The sequence below is a fragment of the Klebsiella sp. GW_Kp182 genome, assembly GCF_040062275.1.
In the GTDB taxonomy this organism is placed as follows: domain Bacteria; phylum Pseudomonadota; class Gammaproteobacteria; order Enterobacterales; family Enterobacteriaceae; genus Klebsiella; species Klebsiella michiganensis.
Map to the genome: position 1 here is coordinate 122,236 of NZ_JBEAFQ010000008.1, position 18,502 is coordinate 140,737.

General features: G+C 54.0%; 15 protein-coding genes, 1 tRNA gene and 4 pseudogenes. 7 read left to right on the top strand and 13 right to left on the bottom strand.

Annotation, left to right across the window (positions count from 1 at the left end; genetic code table 11):
• Positions 1-8: 8 nt before the first annotated feature.
• A complete protein-coding gene (locus ABLU88_RS10490; protein WP_025105933.1) occupies positions 9-1,379 on the bottom strand; it encodes a cystathionine beta-synthase in 1,371 nt (456 codons plus the stop codon).
• A 33-nt stretch (positions 1,380-1,412) separates the two neighbouring features.
• Between ABLU88_RS10490 and ABLU88_RS10495 the strand changes: the two genes are divergently transcribed.
• Entirely contained in the window at positions 1,413-1,655 is a 243-nt protein-coding gene (locus ABLU88_RS10495) for a hypothetical protein (protein WP_348836469.1), read from the top strand.
• Positions 1,656-1,924: 269 nt separating this feature from the next.
• Complete coding sequence (locus tag ABLU88_RS10500; RefSeq protein ID WP_348836470.1) at positions 1,925-3,313, top strand: DASS family sodium-coupled anion symporter; 1,389 nt, start codon at positions 1,925-1,927, stop codon at positions 3,311-3,313.
• Positions 3,314-3,707: 394 nt separating this feature from the next.
• Here ABLU88_RS10500 and ABLU88_RS10505 read toward each other — a convergent pair.
• From ABLU88_RS10505 to ABLU88_RS10515, 3 pseudogenes are all read right to left on the bottom strand, one after another.
• Positions 3,708-4,037 (bottom strand): annotated as a pseudogene (locus tag ABLU88_RS10505) (nucleotidyl transferase AbiEii/AbiGii toxin family protein); the annotation flags it as partial.
• Positions 4,024-4,806: pseudogene (locus tag ABLU88_RS10510) on the bottom strand (type IV toxin-antitoxin system AbiEi family antitoxin domain-containing protein). The pseudogenes ABLU88_RS10510 and ABLU88_RS10505, both read right to left, overlap by 14 nt.
• A 181-nt stretch (positions 4,807-4,987) precedes the next feature.
• Positions 4,988-5,524 (bottom strand): annotated as a pseudogene (locus ABLU88_RS10515) (IS256 family transposase).
• A 7-nt stretch (positions 5,525-5,531) separates the two neighbouring features.
• Between ABLU88_RS10515 and ABLU88_RS10520 the strand changes: the two are divergent.
• Positions 5,532-5,719: pseudogene (locus ABLU88_RS10520) on the top strand (IS256 family transposase); the annotation flags it as partial.
• A 16-nt stretch (positions 5,720-5,735) separates the two neighbouring features.
• On the opposite strand, the gene ABLU88_RS10525 reads toward ABLU88_RS10520, so the two are convergent.
• From ABLU88_RS10525 to ABLU88_RS10535, 3 genes are all read right to left on the bottom strand, one after another.
• Positions 5,736-6,647, bottom strand: coding sequence for an alpha/beta hydrolase (locus tag ABLU88_RS10525; RefSeq protein ID WP_085520132.1), 912 nt, complete (start codon positions 6,645-6,647; stop codon positions 5,736-5,738).
• A 545-nt stretch (positions 6,648-7,192) separates the two neighbouring features.
• Positions 7,193-7,268 (bottom strand) — tRNA-Phe (locus tag ABLU88_RS10530).
• A 105-nt stretch (positions 7,269-7,373) separates the two neighbouring features.
• Positions 7,374-8,090, bottom strand: coding sequence for a DUF554 domain-containing protein (locus ABLU88_RS10535; protein ID WP_004135818.1), 717 nt, complete (start codon positions 8,088-8,090; stop codon positions 7,374-7,376).
• A 437-nt stretch (positions 8,091-8,527) separates the two neighbouring features.
• Between ABLU88_RS10535 and ABLU88_RS10540 the strand changes: the two genes are divergently transcribed.
• The gene (locus tag ABLU88_RS10540; protein ID WP_103813972.1) at positions 8,528-10,666 is read left to right on the top strand and encodes an ornithine decarboxylase; all 2,139 of its coding nucleotides are present in this window, start codon (positions 8,528-8,530) and stop codon (positions 10,664-10,666) included.
• Between the two features lie 67 nt (positions 10,667-10,733).
• On the opposite strand, the gene ABLU88_RS10545 is transcribed toward ABLU88_RS10540, so the two are convergent.
• From ABLU88_RS10545 to mutY, 4 genes are all read right to left on the bottom strand, one after another.
• Positions 10,734-11,990: a nucleoside permease gene (locus ABLU88_RS10545; protein ID WP_049101233.1), complete on the bottom strand. Its 1,257-nt coding sequence runs from the start codon at positions 11,988-11,990 to the stop codon at positions 10,734-10,736.
• A gap of 193 nt (positions 11,991-12,183) precedes the next feature.
• Positions 12,184-13,266, bottom strand: coding sequence for a membrane-bound lytic murein transglycosylase MltC (gene mltC / locus ABLU88_RS10550; RefSeq protein WP_014226844.1), 1,083 nt, complete (start codon positions 13,264-13,266; stop codon positions 12,184-12,186).
• Positions 13,267-13,316: 50 nt separating this feature from the next.
• On the bottom strand, positions 13,317-13,592 hold the full coding sequence (locus tag ABLU88_RS10555; RefSeq protein ID WP_004854175.1) for an oxidative damage protection protein: 276 nt from the start codon (positions 13,590-13,592) through the stop codon (positions 13,317-13,319).
• 27 nt (positions 13,593-13,619) lie between these two features.
• On the bottom strand, positions 13,620-14,678 hold the full coding sequence (gene mutY / locus ABLU88_RS10560) for an A/G-specific adenine glycosylase (RefSeq protein WP_025105936.1): 1,059 nt from the start codon (positions 14,676-14,678) through the stop codon (positions 13,620-13,622).
• Between the two features lie 136 nt (positions 14,679-14,814).
• Between mutY and trmB the strand changes: the two genes are divergently transcribed.
• The 3 genes from trmB to ABLU88_RS10575 are packed head-to-tail and all read left to right on the top strand — an operon-like array spanning position 14,815 to position 16,630.
• The gene (gene trmB, locus ABLU88_RS10565) at positions 14,815-15,534 is read left to right on the top strand and encodes a tRNA (guanosine(46)-N7)-methyltransferase TrmB (protein WP_004854170.1); all 720 of its coding nucleotides are present in this window, start codon (positions 14,815-14,817) and stop codon (positions 15,532-15,534) included.
• On the top strand, positions 15,534-15,860 hold the full coding sequence (locus ABLU88_RS10570) for a YggL family protein (RefSeq protein WP_348836472.1): 327 nt from the start codon (positions 15,534-15,536) through the stop codon (positions 15,858-15,860). The genes trmB and ABLU88_RS10570 overlap by 1 nt, the downstream gene beginning before the upstream one ends.
• A 50-nt stretch (positions 15,861-15,910) precedes the next feature.
• Positions 15,911-16,630, top strand: a complete 720-nt coding sequence (locus tag ABLU88_RS10575) for a DUF2884 domain-containing protein (protein ID WP_009651812.1) — start codon at positions 15,911-15,913, stop codon at positions 16,628-16,630.
• Between the two features lie 48 nt (positions 16,631-16,678).
• Here ABLU88_RS10575 and ABLU88_RS10580 read toward each other — a convergent pair whose 3' ends face one another.
• Together ABLU88_RS10580 and ABLU88_RS10585 are read right to left on the bottom strand one after the other, a co-directional pair.
• On the bottom strand, positions 16,679-17,977 hold the full coding sequence (locus tag ABLU88_RS10580; RefSeq protein WP_348836474.1) for a TRAP transporter large permease subunit: 1,299 nt from the start codon (positions 17,975-17,977) through the stop codon (positions 16,679-16,681).
• Entirely contained in the window at positions 17,977-18,480 is a 504-nt protein-coding gene (locus ABLU88_RS10585) for a TRAP transporter small permease (protein ID WP_348836539.1), read from the bottom strand. The genes ABLU88_RS10580 and ABLU88_RS10585 overlap by 1 nt, the downstream gene beginning before the upstream one ends.
• Between the last annotated feature and the right edge of the window lie 22 nt (positions 18,481-18,502).

The following is an 18,502-nucleotide window of genomic DNA, read 5'->3' on the forward strand; positions in this document are numbered from 1 at the left end:
AGAAGTCCTTACTGTTCGAGTCGGTTACGCCAGGTGGTCAGCACATCGCTGCGGGTAATGAGGCCAAGAAAACGATCGTTGTCGGCGATAACGGCCACCAGGCCGCGATCGAAAATGGCCTTCAGCGCGCTTTCCGGCGCGTGCTTATCCAGGGTCTCCACGTTACGGGTCATCGCTTCCCTGACCGGCAGAGAAAAGCGCTGACTGTCGCCCTGGACGTGGCTAATCAGATCCCATTCGTCGACGATGCCGACGACGCGGCCGTTTTCCAGCACCGGCAGCTGCGAGATGTCGTAGAGGCGCATACGCGCGAGGATGGCCGCCAGGGTATCGTCCGGCGCGGCGGTGACGGTTGCTCCTTCGTCGTGGCGCAGAGCGATAAAATCGCTGAGATCGCCGCGCGATGGACGGCTTAAAAAGCCCTGCTGGCGCATCCAGTCATCGTTAAACATCTTTGATAAATATTTATTGCCGCTGTCGCAGGCGAAGGTCACCACGCGTTTAGGTGATGTCTGCGCCCGGCAGTAGCGCAGGGCGGCGGTGAGCAGCGTTCCGGTAGAGGAGCCTGCCAGAATGCCTTCAACCTGCAGCAGCTGGCGGGCGGTGGCGAAAGCTTCGCTATCGGTGACGCGGTATGCGCTGCGGACGCCTTCAAGATGGGCCAGCGGCGGAATAAAGTCTTCGCCGATCCCTTCCACCAGCCAGGAGCCGGTTTCGCCGTAGCGCCCGGTTTCGACCTGGTCCGCCAGAATGGAGCCCGCCGGATCGGCGAGGATAAATTCCGTTTCAGGGGAGTGCTCAGCAAACCAGGCCTGAAGCCCGCCGAGCGTTCCCCCGGAGCCGACGCCGACGACGATCGCGTCGATATCGCCATCCAGCTGCTGGAAGATTTCCGGGGCAGTGGTGGTGGCATGCGCCAGCGGGTTAGCCTCGTTATTAAACTGGTCGATATAAAAGGCGCCTGGCGTTTCGTCGGCAAGGCGCCGGGCGTAGTCCTGATAGTAGGCGGGATGGCCTTTGTTAACGTCCGATCGGGTAAGCTGTACCTGCGCTCCCAGCGCGCGCAGATGGAAAATCTTCTCGCGGCTCATTTTGTCCGGCACCACCAGAATCAGGCGATAATTTTTCTGCGCGGCGATCAGCGCCAGACCGAGGCCGGTATTGCCGGCGGTGGCTTCGATAATCGTGCCGCCGGGTTTTAATTTCCCTTCGCGCTCTGCCTGCGTAATCATGGATAGCGCGACGCGGTCTTTTATCGAGCCGCCGGGATTTTGATTTTCCAGTTTTAGAAACAGGCTGCAGGGGCCGGTATCAAGCTTATGGAGCTGCAGCAGGGGAGTATGACCAATCAGGTCGCTAACGGAATGAAAAACTGACATAACATTTTACCCATTCGTATCGAGATGATTTGAATGGTAGGGCTGCAAAATTGGCATTTTAAAGAACTTTTGTCTGCCGCTAAGAGCAAAAAGGAATATAAGATGCTTTTTAGCCGTCCGGAGGGAAAGGTTGTTAGCCGCCTGGGCGTGTCGATTTCCAGAATAGCGCGCTTTTGCCCGGTTTCTCACCGAATTATCCGTATTTACGCGCTGCTTTATCTCTATTTCAGAAATGGATTGCCGAAAATAATCGATGGATCTCTGGGGCTATTTTAGATGTTGGTGAAACTATCAACGTCGCGTATACCGGCGCGGCAGCCAAAGACAGAAATTCAGACGAAGGAAATTAAAGCTAATAAAGTCGGCCTGCTCGCTTCAATAAATCGTCTATATCAGGAACCTCTTTCCGGAAATATCCTGACCTGGGTGTCATTCAGGCGGGAAATTGTCTGGTACGATCCAGTTAACAGAACAGGAACATAATTTATACCTGAAAGACATATACATGTAATGATTCAGTCGTAACCAGTTACAAGGAAGCTACTATGAATAAAAACGACATGAGTCCTTTACCCACCAATACCCATGAGTGGTTTTTTAATCGTAACAGCATCATCATTTTGCTCGATATTGTTTTGTTTATCGTTCTCTACAACACGCTACCCTATGAGCCGAAGGTGGTCATGGGGCTGAGTATGCTCGCTTTTATCGCCGTATTATGGTTAACGGAAGCGCTGCACGTGACCGTTACGGCAATCATGGTTCCCGTCATGGCCGTGCTGCTGGGGGTATTTAATACCCAGGCGGCGCTAAACAGTTTCGCTAACTCAACGATATTCCTTTTCCTCGGCGGTTTTGCTCTGGCGGCGGCGATGCATGTACAGGGGCTGGATAAAGTCATTGCCGATAAGGTATTAGCGATGGCGAGGGGCAAAATGCGCCTCGCGGTCTTTATGCTATTTGGCGTGACGGCGCTGCTGTCAATGTGGATCAGTAATACGGCGACGGCCGCAATGATGATGCCGCTGGTATTGGGGATCCTGAGTAAAGTCGATGGCAAAAACCGCCATTCGACCTATGTGTTTGTGCTCCTCGGTATTGCCTATAGCGCCAGCATTGGCGGAATGGCGACCATCGTCGGCAGTCCACCGAATGCGATTGCCGCCGCCGAGGTGGGGCTCTCCTTCTTTGACTGGATGAAGTTCGGTCTCCCGGCAATGATCGTCTTACTGCCAGTCGCTATTGCGATTCTTTACCTCGTGTTCAGGCCGGAACTTAAGGGGACCTTCGAAACGAATAGTGAACAGGTCGATTGGGATAAAGGCAAAATAGTCACCCTGGCTATTTTTGGCCTTACCGTATTCTTCTGGATTTTCAGCGGACCCATTAACGATCTGCTGGGCGGTTTTAAATCCTTCGATACCATCGTGGCTTTAGGCGCCATTATATTAGTCAATTTCGCCCGGGTGGTTCACTGGAAGGATATAGAAAAAACGGCTGACTGGGGCGTGCTGTTATTATTCGGCGGTGGTATCTGCTTAAGTAATGTGTTGAAAGAGACGGGTACCAGTCTGTTCCTGGCAAACCAGATTAGCGGGATGGTGGCTCATATGGGGATATTTATTATTATCCTGGTGATTGCAACATTCGTGGTATTTCTGACCGAGTTTGCCAGTAATACGGCCAGCGCCGCTTTGCTCATTCCCGTATTTGCCTCAGTGGCTGAAGCGTTCGGCATGTCTCCTGTGATTCTGTCGGTATTGATTGCCATTGCGGCTTCATGCGCTTTTATGCTGCCCGTGGCGACGCCGCCAAACGCTATCGTTTTCGCCACCGGCCATATCAAGCAGCAGGAGATGATGCGCGCCGGCCTGTTTTTGAATGTCGCTTGTATCGTCGTTTTGACCGGATTTAGCATGTTGTTTTGGGTATAACTTCTGATAAGCGAGTTTCCACCCAATATCTTGCAAATTAAGACTGCCGTGCGGCGAATAATCGAACGGAGTTCGATGGAGAGTCCGGTCGCAGAAAAGCAAAAACCCGCCTTTTGGGCGGGTTCTTTAAATAGTGGTGCCCGGACTCGGAATCATACCTACGATTAACGTGCTGTTTGTTATTGGTTTTGTTGATATTGCTTGCAAAAAGCCCCCACGAAGGCCCCTACAAAAAATCGCTTTGGTTTGGTGAGAGGTATCACGAAAAATCGGTGTTTAAGGAGAGAGGCTTCGTTATGTGTGGAGTCAGGTCCACACATAACGGTCTGAGGTTCACATATAGCGGATGGAACTCCACACATAATGTTCGAGGTCCGCATTTAACGGTGTGACAAACTTCAATCTTTATCTTCGCATCAGCGGTGTTAACTATGATGCGCTTTTCATCCGCTTTATTCTCCTGCCGGATAGCCGTGATCCCCGGTCTGCCGTTCAGCGATTCAGTAATACACATCAAGGCGTCATTGATGACCGCCAGATCGGTATCGCGATCAGTAAAGGTCTTATACGCCAGATCGATATCCACCGACAGGCGAGGGAAATCTTGTACAAATAAGTTGATTGCCGTGCCGCCTTTCAGGGCGAAACAGGACTCCTGCGCCACATGCGGCAGGGCAGTCATTAATAGCCTGACCTGTCGGGCATAACTATCACGCAGATCCATCTTCGACTCCTTCCGGTTTAAATGCGCGGGGAACGGTGATTTGATAATCCGGCTCCAGCCAACCGCCGGGAACGATTTGCCGTTTTCCCGAGCCTGTTTCTATACCGCTTTGATCGAGGTACTGAAAGTAAGGATGCTCATTGCGTCGGGCAAGGTAGAGCATCACGCGGTTGGTTTTAACCGAATGACTGGCGAAGAGCAGCGCCTGTAATTTACGCGGGCTAAGAAGATTCATCCCCTGAAACAGAGCATCGGCATGTTCGAACGAGATCAAGGAAGGAACGCCGCAGGCGATCTCATACGCGGCCAGTTCCGGTACGCTGCCCACTAACTGTCGGTCGCCGATTTTAAGTTGTGTCGTGAATGACGGTATATCAACGGTGAGGCCAGAGGTATACAGCGTGACAAACATCGCGGATGGTTCAAAGACGACAAACCATCCCGGCAGCTTGACGTAAGCCGGAAGCGTGAGCCAGATTTGCTGCCTGCCCGGCTCGGTATAGTGAGCATAGTCCTGTAGCGCAACGCTGGTCAGTCCCGCCACGCGAACCGGTTTTTCCCACTGCGTTTGCAGGCAATAAACCGCGTCCACCCAGTCCGGCTCACGGCCCGTCCGTCAGTATACGCCGTGCGCGATCCGCCTGAGCCAGCCATTCTGCACATAGAGGTAAGAGAGCTTACGATCTATGCCGTTACGAGTGAGCCATGACTGGAGCAACACCTGACCAGGTAGGGTGTTTTGCATCAGCCAGTTTAGATAGTTTGGCAAATGTCGTCTCTTGATAGACAATTTCGATAATTATTAAACCATTATGGTTCTCATACTCTCGCTGGTACAGGTGATTTTGGAATCATTTTGAATAGTGATATCCAAAGCATTTCTATAACTTTTTGTTTTCTTTGTTTAAATTTTATCTTTATGGATTTGTATGGTATATGAGCAACAAATGCTATACCGGTTTCATGTCGGTCATGAAGGCTTTATGGTGCTTTGAGGCCACGTATTTAATCGTGTTACGGATCTGGTGAATGACGCACAACTGCACCTCTGTCTGCGGATAAATGCTGTTTATTGCCTCCGGGAGGCCAGTCAGCCCGTCCACGCAAGCAATCAGGATGTCTTCAACGCCACGGTTTTGCAGGTCACTCAATACGGATAGCCAGAAGTTAGCGCCTTCACTTTCTGACAGATACAGGCCCAGAACTTCTTTTTTGCCTTCCAGATTCAGCGCCAGAACGGTATAAACCGCTTTGCTCTGGTAACGGCCATCCTCACGGATTTTATAGTGAATAGCATCCAGCCAGACGAAGTGGTAAACCTTCTCCAGCGTGCGCTGTTGCTACTGTTTTAGTTCAGGGATGACTTTATCGGTTACTGTACTGATGGTGGCGGTGGACACGCTGAAAGCATAGAGCTCTTCAATTTCCCGGCTGATATCCTGGTAACTCATCCCCAGTGCGAACAGGCGAATAATCTTGCGTTCGATCTCGTCGGACAGCGTGATCCGTGCTGCGATTAAGAAACGCAAAGTGTTCCCGACAGACGACTCGGTACGGAAAGTGGTTTATCTGGCGATCAAAGATGCGTCAAAAAATGGAGTATGCCGATCCAGAACTGGCGGCTGGCGATGAGTCGTTTTATTATCGAGTTCGGTGACCGCCTGAGCGATCACCTTTTATAGTGGCAGTTACACAGAATTACAGACAGGCTCTTCTGCTTCGGATAAATTTAGCAACGGCTTGTAACGCCTCATCCGCTTCAGGTATCTTTCCCACCGATGACTGAAATACATGCCAGAGCCCGTCCCATATCTCAAGCTCAACTTGCATCCCAGCCTTTTTAGCATATCGGGAGAGGCGTAATGCATCATCGCGCAATAACTCCTCGCTTCCCACCTGAATAAATACGGGAGGAAGTCCAGACAAATCACCAAACAGGGGAGAGACAAGAGGATCGCTTCGTTCACTGTCCGAACAGTAGTATTTCACGGTCATTATCAGGTCTTCTATGCAAAGCAGCGGATCAAGATCCTTACACAGCGTTATGCTCTTACCTGAAAGTGTGAAATCCAACATGGGTGATAGCAGAACAGACGAGTCCGGCAAAGGATCTTGATGCTGTTTTAACAAGAGTAAAAGCGACATGACCAGACCACCACCACTGGAGTCTCCCGCGAGGATAATGTCCTCTGCTGAATAACCATTAGCAAGCAGCCATAAATAGGCCTGATGACAATTTAATAAGGCCGCAGGAAATCGATTTTCTGGCGCCAGAGGATATTCCAGTACCAGAGTTCGGCAACCAGAATATTGTGCGAGATAGGCAGCGAGTTTTCTGTGAGTCAGACACGAACCCTGAGAATTTCCACCTCCGTGGAAATAGAGAATAATCCTGGTATTTATCGAATCTGGATATGAAATCCACTCCGCGGTCACCTCTGTATCGTTAACAGTTTCGATACATACACCCGCAGGTAGCGTTGCCTTTGTGGCTGCAGACTCCCAGACCTGGCGCTGAATGGAGAGTGGAGTATGCAAAAGAAAATGAATATTCTCATCATGATTTTCAAACAGTTTCGCTTTATAATCTTTTGCTCCGTTACTCAGCATGTTCATTCCTTTAGCTGCTTACGCCAGAAATAATAATTGTCGGTAGTGCTTTTTTTACATTTTAATAGGCATTAATTTATTTACTCATTCATACACAATCTGAGAAATACGCCACATTATAAGTTTATTAAAATTGTTCAGTTTTTTTTATCTTTCTCTACTAACTGACAAATAGCTTACTTTTTCAACGACGCTGGTGATAAGGGTTTTCCCGCAAAACAAGCAGACCTGCGCTCAGGCAAGTGATGCGAGAGAGCGTGGGGCAGGCAAAATCCCTGGCAATGATTTTTTTCTGGCGGAGAGGGTGAGGGGACTTTGACGGGAAGCTAGTGCTAGTTCCCCAAAAGCAAAAACCCGCCTTTTGGGCGGGTTCTTTAAATAGTGGTGCCCGGACTCGGACTAACGCCGCAGGCGTTGAACAGCGCGCTTGTCGCGCTGGCCCCGAAGGGGTGAGCCGCCGTGCGGCGAATAATCGAACGGAGTTCGATGGAGAGTCCGGCCGCAGAAAAGCAAAAACCCGCCTTTTGGGCGGGTTCTTTAAATAGTGGTGCCCGGACTCGGAATCGAACCAAGGACACGGGGATTTTCAATCCCCTGCTCTACCGACTGAGCTATCCGGGCAACGGGGCGCATTAAACCTGATTCACCGCACCTCGTCAACGAAATTTATCTGTTTCGCAGCAGACTGAACAATCTATCACCACATTGCGTCAAAAGCACGCATCTTCAGGCGAAAAACGCCGTCCAGGCCACTGAAATCGGCATCGCCAGCACCAGGGCCGGCAGCATATTCACCACGGCGAACATTTTAATTCCGCAGATGCGCAGACCGGTCGCGACCAGCAGCATGCCGCCGACGGCGGTGAAATCCGCCATCATCATCGGCGTGGTTAACGGCATAATCAGCGACGCGCAGGCCGCCAGCGCCAGCTGGATGGCCAGCATCGGTACGCAAATGGCCGAGACGGCCAGCCCCAGGGTGCAGGCGAAGATAGTGGCGGTAAAGAAGTCGAGAAACGCTTTGGCAATGAGAATGCTGGCGTCGCCGGTCATTCCTTCGCGCATCGCGCCGAAAATCCCGGTTCCGCTGGCGCAGAACAGCACGATTATCGCGACGTAGCTTTGAATATAGGACTCATGCGCTGAGACCTTTTTCTGCCCCTTTTTGGGCGAAAGCAGCTGCTGGAGCTTACTGACCAGCGTATTAATGCCTTTCTCCATGTTGCACACTTCGCCGAGCAGCGCGCCCACCAGCGTTGAAAGCACCATCACCGGCAGGTTGGCGCATTTGATCACCAGCAGAATGCCGATGCCCAGCGACGCGAGGCCAAAAATAGAGGTCATTGATGTACGAATCCGTTCCGGCAATCTTTGACTTAAGAGTGCGCCGAGTACGCCGCCCAAAAGGACCGCGCCGGCGTTAATAAATGGCCCTGTAACCACAGCATGACTCCTGTTAATTATCCCTAATGACTGCATTATTATGACGCTAAACGGGCCAAAAGGCTTGCGCATCCGTGGTATGGCTGCATACGTAATTCATCTTGCGCGGTAGATTTAAAGGTGACATGATTGCGCGAATTTTCTCCTCTCCTGAATGAGGCCGCCGTGATGACGACATCGCCGCTACATCGCCGTTGCCGCTGCGTACAGATGCGCAGGCAGCCTCGTCTTGCTACCCTTACACTGCAACTTCTGCCCACCATGCGGTGAGCGTAACGCAGGCTCACTGCAGGACAACAGTAAGATCGGACGCGGTCTGCTTTTACTGATGTCTGGCGGTCGGAGCTGGGATCCAGCCAGACCCTGACATTTCGTTGGCCAGAGCCCAGACGCCCTGGCCGAAGCCTTTTACTCTCCGGAAACGGGTATTCGCGCTCATGAAATCAATGCACATTGCCGCCAGCCGCGAGCTGGTATCCCGCCTGTCCACCCACCGTCGCGTGGTGGCCCTGGACAGTACAGATTTTACCGATGTGGCGGCAGTCGTCATTACCGTAGCGGACAGCCGCAGCGGCATCCTTGCGTTACTGAAACGCACCGGGTTCAACCTGCCGGTTTATCTGTTCAGTGACGCTGACCACGAAAAACCAGAAGGCGTGACGGCCATCGTTAGCGGCAAAGAGCAGGAGTGGCTCGAACTGGAAGCCGCCGCCTGCGGCTATGAAGAGAACCTGCTGCCGCCGTTCTTCGATACGCTGACCCAATACGTTGAGATGGATAACAGCACCTTCGCGTGTCCGGGCCATCAGCACGGCGCCTTCTTTAAGAAGCATCCGGCGGGACGGCAGTTTTTCGACTTCTTTGGTGAAAACGTCTTTCGCGCCGACATGTGCAACGCCGACGTTAAGCTTGGCGATCTGCTGATTCATGAAGGGTCTGCCAAACACGCGCAGAAGTTCGCGGCGAAGGTCTTCAACGCCGATAAAACCTACTTCGTCCTTAACGGCACCTCTGCGGCGAACAAAGTGGTGACCAACGCGCTGCTGACGCGCGGCGATCTGGTACTGTTTGACCGTAACAACCATAAATCCAATCATCATGGCGCGCTGATTCAGGCCGGCGCAACGCCGGTTTATCTCGAAGCGTCGCGTAATCCGTTTGGTTTTATTGGCGGTATCGACGATCGCTGCTTCGATGAGAAATACCTGCGCGAACTGATACGCGAGACGGCGCCGGAAAAAGCCGATGCGCCGCGCCCGTTCCGCCTGGCGGTGATTCAGCTCGGTACTTATGATGGGACGGTGTACAACGCCCGCCAGGTGGTCGATAAAATCGGCGGTCTGTGCGACTACATCCTGTTTGACTCGGCCTGGGTCGGCTACGAGCAGTTTATCCCGATGATGGCCGACTGTTCGCCGCTGCTGCTGGACCTGACGCCGGACGACCCGGGCATTTTTGTCACTCAGTCGGTGCACAAACAGCAGGCCGGTTTTTCGCAAACGTCGCAGATCCATAAAAAAGATAACCACCTGCGCGGACAGGAACGTTTTTGCCCGCATAAGCGGCTCAACAACGCCTTTATGCTGCACGCCTCGACCAGCCCGTTTTATCCGCTGTTCGCCGCTCTGGACGTGAATGCCAAAATTCACGAAGGAGAGAGCGGGCGCCGCCTGTGGGCGGAGTGCGTGGCGCTGGGTATCGAAGCGCGCAAGGCGATTATCGCCAACTGCAAAATGATCCAGCCGTTTATTCCACCGGTGGTGGCGGGGCGTCCGTGGCAGGATCATCCCACTGAAGCCATCGCCCGCGAACGGCGCTTCTTTAGCTTTGAGCCGGGCGCGCGCTGGCACGGCTTCGAAGGCTATGCCAGCGATCAGTATTTCGTTGACCCCTGTAAACTGCTGCTGACGACGCCGGGGATCGATGCGGAGAGCGGAAAATATACCGATTTTGGTATCCCGGCGACCATTCTGGCCCACTACCTGCGCGAAAACGGCATCGTGCCGGAGAAGTGCGATCTGAACTCCATTCTGTTCCTGCTGACGCCCGCAGAGAGCGCCGAGAAGCTGGCGCAGCTGGTGGCGATGCTCGCCCAGTTTGAGCAGCATATTGAATCCGACACCCCGCTGGCCGACGTTCTGCCGACCATCTTTAATAAATATCCGGTGCGCTATCGGGATTACACCATCCGCGAGCTGTGCCAGGAAATGCATAACCTGTACGTCAGCTTTGACGTGAAGGATTTGCAAAAAGAGATGTTCCGCAAGAGGAGCTTCCCGCGCGCGGTGATGAACCCGCAGGACGCCAACCGCGAGTTTATTCGCGGTAACGTTGAACTGGTGCGCTTAAGCGAAGCCGAAGGGCGCATTACGGCGGAGGGCGCGCTGCCGTATCCACCGGGCGTGCTGTGCGTCGTGCCTGGCGAAATCTGGGGCGGGGCGGTGCTGCGCTATTTTCTGGCGCTGGAGGAAGGCGTCAATATGCTGCCGGGCTTCTCGCCGGAGCTCCAGGGGGTCTACAGCGAAACGGACCCTGACGGCATTAAGCGGCTATATGGCTATGTGCTGAAAGCATAAAAAACGCGCCCCGTTGATAACACCGGGGCGCGTTTTTTTATTCGTAAATCTGGGGTAAGCCGTTTATTTAATGTGCGACGGTCTGCGCCCCGGTTGGTACGCGGACGTGCTTGTACTTAAACAGCGCCACAAAGGCAAAAGCCAGAACCAGCGAATAGCCGGCGAAAATCAGCCACACGGTTTGCCAGTCGGTAATCCCTTCGAGGGTGAAGTGCTCCACCACTTTGCCGCTTACCATCCCGCCAAGTATGCAGCCGAAGCCGTTGGTCATCATCAGGAACATCCCCTGCGCGCTGGCGCGGATTTCCGGGCGAACCTCTTTTTCCACAAACACCGAACCCGAGATGTTGAAGAAGTCGAAGGCGCAGCCATAAACGATCATCGACAGCACCAGTAGCACGGTGCCGAACGGGGTCGGGTCGCCGTAAGCGAACAGGCCGAAGCGCAGCATCCACGCCACGATACTAATCAGCATCACGTTTTTGATGCCGTAGCGGCTGAGGAAGAACGGGATGGTCAGGATGAACAGGGTTTCCGAGATCTGCGAAATCGACATCATCACCGAGGCGTGCTGCACGATAAAGCTGCTGGCGAACAGCGGATCTTTATCAAAGCTGTGCAGGAAGGTGTTGCCGAACATATTGGTGATTTGCAGTTCGGCGCCCAGCATCATCGAGAAAATAAAGAAGATCGCCATACGTTTGTTTTTAAACAGCGCGAAGGCATCAAGGCCCAGCATGGCGGTCCAGCTCTGGTTTTTCTGCTGATTGGCCACCGGAATATGCGGCAGCGTCAGGGTGAAGAGCACCAGCAGCAAGGAGAGCGCCGCGCCGATATAGAGCTGCATATGGCTCAGTTCAAAGCCGGAGAAGCTGACGCCCCACATGGCGAGGATAAAACCAATGGTGCCCCAGATACGAATCGGCGGGAAATCGGTCACGATATCCATATCCGCAGACTGCAGGCGGTAGTAAGAAATGGTGTTAATCAGCCCCAGCGTTGGCATATAGGCCAGCGAGTTGAGCAGGATGACGAGGAACATTTCCCCCGGCGTGGTGACCTGGGCGGCGAGCCACAGCGTCAGCGCGCCGACCAGATGGCAAATGGCATAAACCCACTTGGCGCTGATCCATTTGTCGGCAACGATACCGAGCAGCGTCGGCATAAACACCGCGGCGATACCGAGTGAGCTATAGACCGCTCCGATGGCCGCACCGTCGAACTTGAGGGTGACGAACATATACGAGCCGAGCGTGGTCAGCCAGCTTCCCCAGAGGCAGAACTGCAGGAACGACAGTACTTTGAGCTGCAGCTTAAGATTCATGTTTTGATCCTCACGGATATAGAATTGTTTTGTGTTTTAAATAACATTTATGGCGTTATTTTGGTTGGATTCTATCATTTATGCGATGGATGCTTTTGTTAACTGCCGCAGAAAATCGCAAAACAGTTGCGCAACTCTATTGTGTATAGCAGAAGGAAGGCGCCCTTGAGGAAACAAGGGCGCTGGAGGGAGATTACCTGCGGCGGTAGCCTTTCTGCGCAGAGTTAACCTTATACAGATAACGACGCGACTCGGCGGAGGGGTGACGGCTGGTGATGGTCTGATAAACATCTCCCGGCGTCATGTTGTTGATGATATTCGCCGCCTGAACCTTATCGCTGGAGAAGACCCGCAGCACGCTGCCCGCGCCGCCGTTATAGGCGGTGATGACCGCATAGCGACGCGAGGTCGGGTTGGTGATGCCGGACAAATAGACGTTGTTCAGCATCGCCAGATAGGCGGTGCCGGTGTCGATGTTATTGACCGGATCGAACAGATAGCTGCGGCTCGGCAGGCCTGATTTGCCCTGCGAACGGAATACGTCCTTCCCGGCGCTGTGCTGCACCACCTGCATCAGCCCCAGCGCGTCGGCGTGGCTGACCGCATAGGGGTTAAAGGAAGATTCGGTTTGCATAATTGCCAGGATCAGCGATTCATCAACGCCGTATTTGCGCGATGCCTGACGGACCATGCCAATGTATTTATGCGCGCGTTTGTCGAGGTGGTTCGGCACCAGGTTGATGGTGATGCTGTAGATCATGCGCGGGCCGTTGCTGCGGCTTTTCAGGCGCGTTTGCAGCAGATAGTCGGCGAAGCGCGAGGCGCGCCACTCCCAGCGAATCGACTCGCCGGTGTTATCCACCACCTGACCGTACAGGAACGGCTCTTTTGAAATCTGAATATCATCGACGTCGGAATAGAGGTCGATGGAGTTCGGGTCGTCGCCCATCAGCAGGGTTTTAATAATCGCCTGGCGCAGGCGCCCGGCCGGGTCGGTGCCGGCGATGGTTTCGACGGTAATCGTCCCCGCATCAAAGTTGATATGGCTACGGGTCTGATACTGGTCGGTGTATTTGACGTAGTCCTTCGGCCCGGCGAGCAGAACTTCGTTATAACCCCAAATATTCTCGATGTTATGGGCGAACTGGCCCATCAGAATGTCAAAGCCGTTGGTGTCCTTTACCCACGCCTCGTTGTACTCGGCGCCTTTTTTGGTTGAGCTGGAACACGAAACGAGCAAAGGCGCAATCAGCGCTAGCGCTAAGTATTTTTTCATCATTCCGGGAGTGCGTGTTGTGTTTATTGTTGTAAAGGGCCGTCAGGCCCTTACTGTTTTTCTGGCGGCGTGTAGCCTTCGATGTGCACGTCTTTACCTTCAAACAGGAACTGAACCATCTCCTGCTCCAGCAGTTTGCGATGCTCCGGGTTCATCATGCTGAGTTTTTTCTCGTTGATCAGCATCGTCTGCTTATGCTGCCACTGGGCCCAGGCTTCTTTGGAGATTTCGTTATAGATGCGTTTGCCCAGCTCGCCCGGGTACAGCTGAAAATCCTGGCCCTCGGCTTCACGCTGCAGGAAAGTACAAAAAATCGTTCTGCTCATTCTTAATCCTCTTTAATCGCCAGAAAGCTAAACCGGTGCTCCGGCTTTTAACTGTTGCAACAAGCGCTCCACGGGAGCCGCCAGACCGACGGACGGCGGCTGCGCTAAGTTATACCAGAGTGCGCCCCCTTCATCCATGCATGCGCCGGATGAGTGCACTGTAAGCCACATCGGCACAATATCCAGATGGAAATGGCTGAAAGTGTGGCGGAACGCGGTTAATTGCGTCAGATTATCGGTCTTAATCTGACGCTGGGCCAGCCACGCCCGCAGCGCATCTTCATCCTCAAACTGCGGGAAGCAGAACAAACCGCCCCATAAGCCCACCGGCGGGCGCTGGGAGAGGAACACCTCGTCGCCGTGCTGCATCAGCAGGAAATAGCCGGTACGCTCGGGGATCGTCTGTTTCGGTTTTTTGCCTGGGTATTGAGCCCATGAATGATTTGCGTAGGCCACGCAGCCGTTATTCAGCGGACAGAGCTCGCATTTTGGTTTCGAGCGGGTACACACCATCGCCCCGAGGTCCATCATGGCCTGGTTAAAACGCTCGACGCCTTTGGCCGGCGTGACGTCCTCGGCGATCTCCCACAGGCGTTTCTCAACCTCTTTTTTCCCCGGCCAACCGCTGACAGCATAGCAGCGCGCGAGCACGCGCTTCACGTTACCGTCGAGAATCGGATAATGCTGACCGAGAGAAAGGGATAAAATCGCGCCGGCGGTAGAGCGGCCCACGCCCGGCAGCGCGGCGACTTCATCGAAGGTCTGCGGGAATTTGCCGTCGTGCAGGGTGGCCACCTGCTGCGCCGCTTTATGTAAATTGCGCGCGCGGGCGTAATAGCCAAGTCCGGTCCACAGATGCAGGACTTCATCGAGGGGCGCGTTCGCCAGGTCGGTAATCGTTGGGAAACGCGCCATAAAGCGTTCAAAATAGGGGATGACTGTCGCCACTTGTGTTTGTTGCAACATCACCTCGGAGAGCCATACTTTGTAGGGCGTCTTGCCGATTTGCCAGGGCAGGGTTTTACGCCCGTATTTGTCGTACCAGTCCAGCACCTGGGCTGAAAATTGCGCGGCGAGAAAAGTCAAAGCTACGGCTCCGGGATAGCGATTATAAGGTGGCAGATTGCAGCACAAGGGCGAGAGGCTGTAAACCCTTGCATCCGCCGGGTAACTTTGGATAATGCCCGTTTTCCGAACACTCTCACAAGCAGACTTAACTTTTATGAAAAACGACGTCATATCTCCGGAATTCGATGAAAACGGCCGTCCGCTGCGCCGTATTCGCAGCTTCGTCCGTCGTCAGGGCCGCCTGACCAAAGGTCAGCAGCACGCGCTGGACAATATTTGGCCGGTGATGGGCGTTGAATTTAACGATGCGCCACTCGATTTCGCCGCGCTGTTTGGCCGTGAGGCGCCGGTCACGCTGGAGATCGGTTTCGGTATGGGCGCTTCGCTGGTGGCGATGGCGAAAGAGAAGCCGCAGCAGAATTTCCTCGGCATTGAAGTGCACTCGCCGGGCGTCGGCGCCTGCCTGGCGTCCGCCGAAGAAGAGGGCGTGCAGAACCTGCGCGTCATGTGCCACGATGCGGTGGAAGTGCTGCATACGATGATTCCGGATAACTCCCTGAGCATGGTGCAGCTGTTTTTCCCTGACCCGTGGCACAAAGCGCGTCATAATAAGCGCCGTATCGTTCAGCCGCCTTTTGCCGAACTGGTGAAAAGTAAACTGAAGCTGGGCGGCGTCTTCCATATGGCGACCGACTGGGAGCAATATGCCGAGCATATGCTGGAAGTGATGTCCTCGCTTGAAGGGTATCGTAACCGGTCTGAAAGCAACGACTATGTGCCGCGCCCGGAATCGCGCCCGGTAACCAAATTTGAACAGCGTGGCCATCGTCTTGGCCACGGCGTATGGGACTTAATGTTCGAGAGGGTGAAATAATGGCAACGAATCGTAGCCGTCGTCTGCGTAAAAAAATGCATATCGACGAGTTTCAGGAAGTGGGTTTTTCCGTCGCGTGGCGTTTCGCGGATGGAACCAGCGAAGAGCAGATCGACCAGACCGTTAACGATCTGATTGATGAAGTGATTGAGCCTAATAAGCTGGCCTTTGACGGCAGCGGTTATCTTTCCTGGGAAGGCCTGATCTGCCTGCAGGAAATCGGCAAATGCACCGAGGAACACCAGGCCATCGTACGTAAATGGCTGGAAGATTGCGGGCTTGCCGATGTACGCACCAGCGAACTTTTTGATATCTGGTGGGACTAAGTTTGACAAGGGTCGGCAACTGCCGGCCCGTTTTGTCTGAAGGGAGTTAAATGATGCGCAAAACGCTGTTGGCATTGGCGCTTTCCGTCACCGCTTTGTCCGCGCATGCGGACTACCAGTGTAGCGTCACGCCGCGTGACGATGTCATCCTCAGCCCGCAGCAGGTGCAGGTAAAAGGCGAAAACGGCGATCTGGTGATTAAGCCGGACGGCAACCTGACCTTTAACGGTAAAGCGTATTCCCTGAACGCCGCTCAGCGCGAGCAGGCTCAGGACTATCAGGCTGGCCTGCGCAGCAGCCTGCCGTGGATTGATGAAGGCGCCCGCACGCGGGTAGAAAAAGGCCGCGCCGCGCTGGATAAAATTATTACCGAACAGGTGGGGGCCAGCAGCAGCATGCATAGCCGCCTGACCAAGCTTGATGCGCAGCTGAAAGCGCAAATGAGCCGCATAATTGAACATCGTAACGATGGCCTGACCTTCCACTATAAAGCCATCGATCAGGTGCGCGCCGACGGCCAGCAGCTGGTAAATCAGGCGATGGGCGGCATTCTGCAGGATAGCATCAACGAGATGGGGGCGAAGGCGGTTCTTAAAGGCGGCGGTAACCCGCTGCAGGGGATCCTCGGCAGCCTTGGCGGCCTGCAAACGGCCATTCAGGATGAATGGAAAAACCAGGAAGCCGATTTCCAGCAGTTTGGTAAGGATGTCTGCAGCCGCGTGGTCTCCCTTGAGGAGAGCCGCAAAGCGCTGGTGGGGTCGTTAAAGTAAGTTTTATTTCGCTACCTGCGCCCGCAGGTAGCGATTATGGTCAGTCGATCACATAAGCCCCAGCAGCTGCGGAATAAACAGCGAGATCTGCGGGATATAGACAATCATCATCAGCGCGATCAGCAGGGCGGCGTAGAACGGCAGCAGCGGTTTGATGAGCTGCTGAATTTTAACGCCGGAAATGGAGCAGCCAACGAACAGCGCGCTGCCTACCGGCGGCGTCAGCAGACCGATGCACAGGTTGGCGACCATCATGATGCCGAAATGCACCGGGTCCATCCCTAAATCCTGCGCGATGGGCAGGAATATCGGCGTGAAAATCAGCACCGCCGGGGTCATGTCCATAAAAATCCCAACGATTAACAGCACGATATTAATCAGCAGCAGTATCACCACCGGGTTTTCTGACACCCCCATTAGCGCATCGCTTATCATGTAGGGAATGTCGGCGTTGGTCATCGCCCACGACATGCCGACGGAAAAGCCGATCAGCAGCACGATAGAGGTCATCACCACCGATTCAAGGATCAGCTTCGGCAGATCGCGCCATTTCACTTCCCGATAAATGAGCACCGACAGGATAAAGGTGTAGACCACGGCGATAGCCGACGCTTCGGTAGCGGTAAAAATGCCGCCGAGGATCCCGCCCATCACAATAATCACCAACAGCAGGCTGGGCAGGGCGTCGAAAAACGCTTTTGCCGCCTGGGCGCAGGTAGGGCGTTCAGAAACCGGATAGCCGCGACGTTTAGCAATGACGGCACAGACCACCATAATAGCCAGGCCCATCAAAATGCCCGGCAGATAGCCGGCCATAAACAGCGACGCGACCGACACGCCGCCCGCCGTCAGGGAAAAGACGATCAGCACGTTTGACGGCGGAATAAGCAGGCCCGTGATGCACGACGAGACGTTCACCGCCGTGGAGAAAGCCGGATCGTAGCCTTTCTGCGTCTGAATGGGGTTCAGCGTGCCCCCTACCGCGGCGGCGGCGGCGACCGCCGAGCCTGAAATCGAGCCGAACATCATGTTTGCCAGCACGTTGACGTGGCCCAGAGAGCCCGGTACGCGTCCGACCATCACCTGAGCCAGATTGATTAAGCGTATGGCAATCCCGCCGCTATTCATCAGCGTACCGGCAAAGATAAAGAATGGAATCGCCAGCAGGGCGAAGTTATCGAGGCCGTTCGCCAGGCGCTGAGAAACGGTAATCACCGCGATATCCCACGGGAACATCAGCAGCATTGAACCGACGGTGGCGATGCCGATGGAGAAGGAGATAGGTACGCCAATAAAAACCAGAATAAAGAAAGAGCCAAATAGCATCAGTGCGATATAGCTGTCCATCAATTTGCCCCCGCTTCAACGTGCTTCATGTTTTTTAGCCCATTGCTGACAAAACATACTGCGTAAAACATCATAATGAGGCCGGTTAACGGCAGGATCAGATAGACGTAGCCCATGGGGATCTGCATTGCCGCTGAGACCTGGGAGGTCGACAGCGTTTTTTCAATCAGCTTCACGCCGCCGGTCACAATCACCGATCCGGCAAAAATAAAGATCAGCAGATTAATGATGACGCTGAGCAGCGCCTGCCTGCGGGGAGGGAGCGTCATCGCCAGTAAGTCGATAGCCAGATGACGCTGGGCGCCGACGGTATATGCCGCACCCAGTAGCCCGACCCAGATCATCAAAAAGCGCGCCAGCTCGTCGGTCAGGGTGCTGGGCTGGTTGAGTACGTAGCGGCTGAACACCTGCCAGACGACGCAAACAACCAGCGCAATCATAACGGCGACGGAGAATGCGGCGATCGTGCGGTCCACCGCCAGCTTTATGCGGTTAAGTATCATCATTGTTTTCCCGATGAAAGCG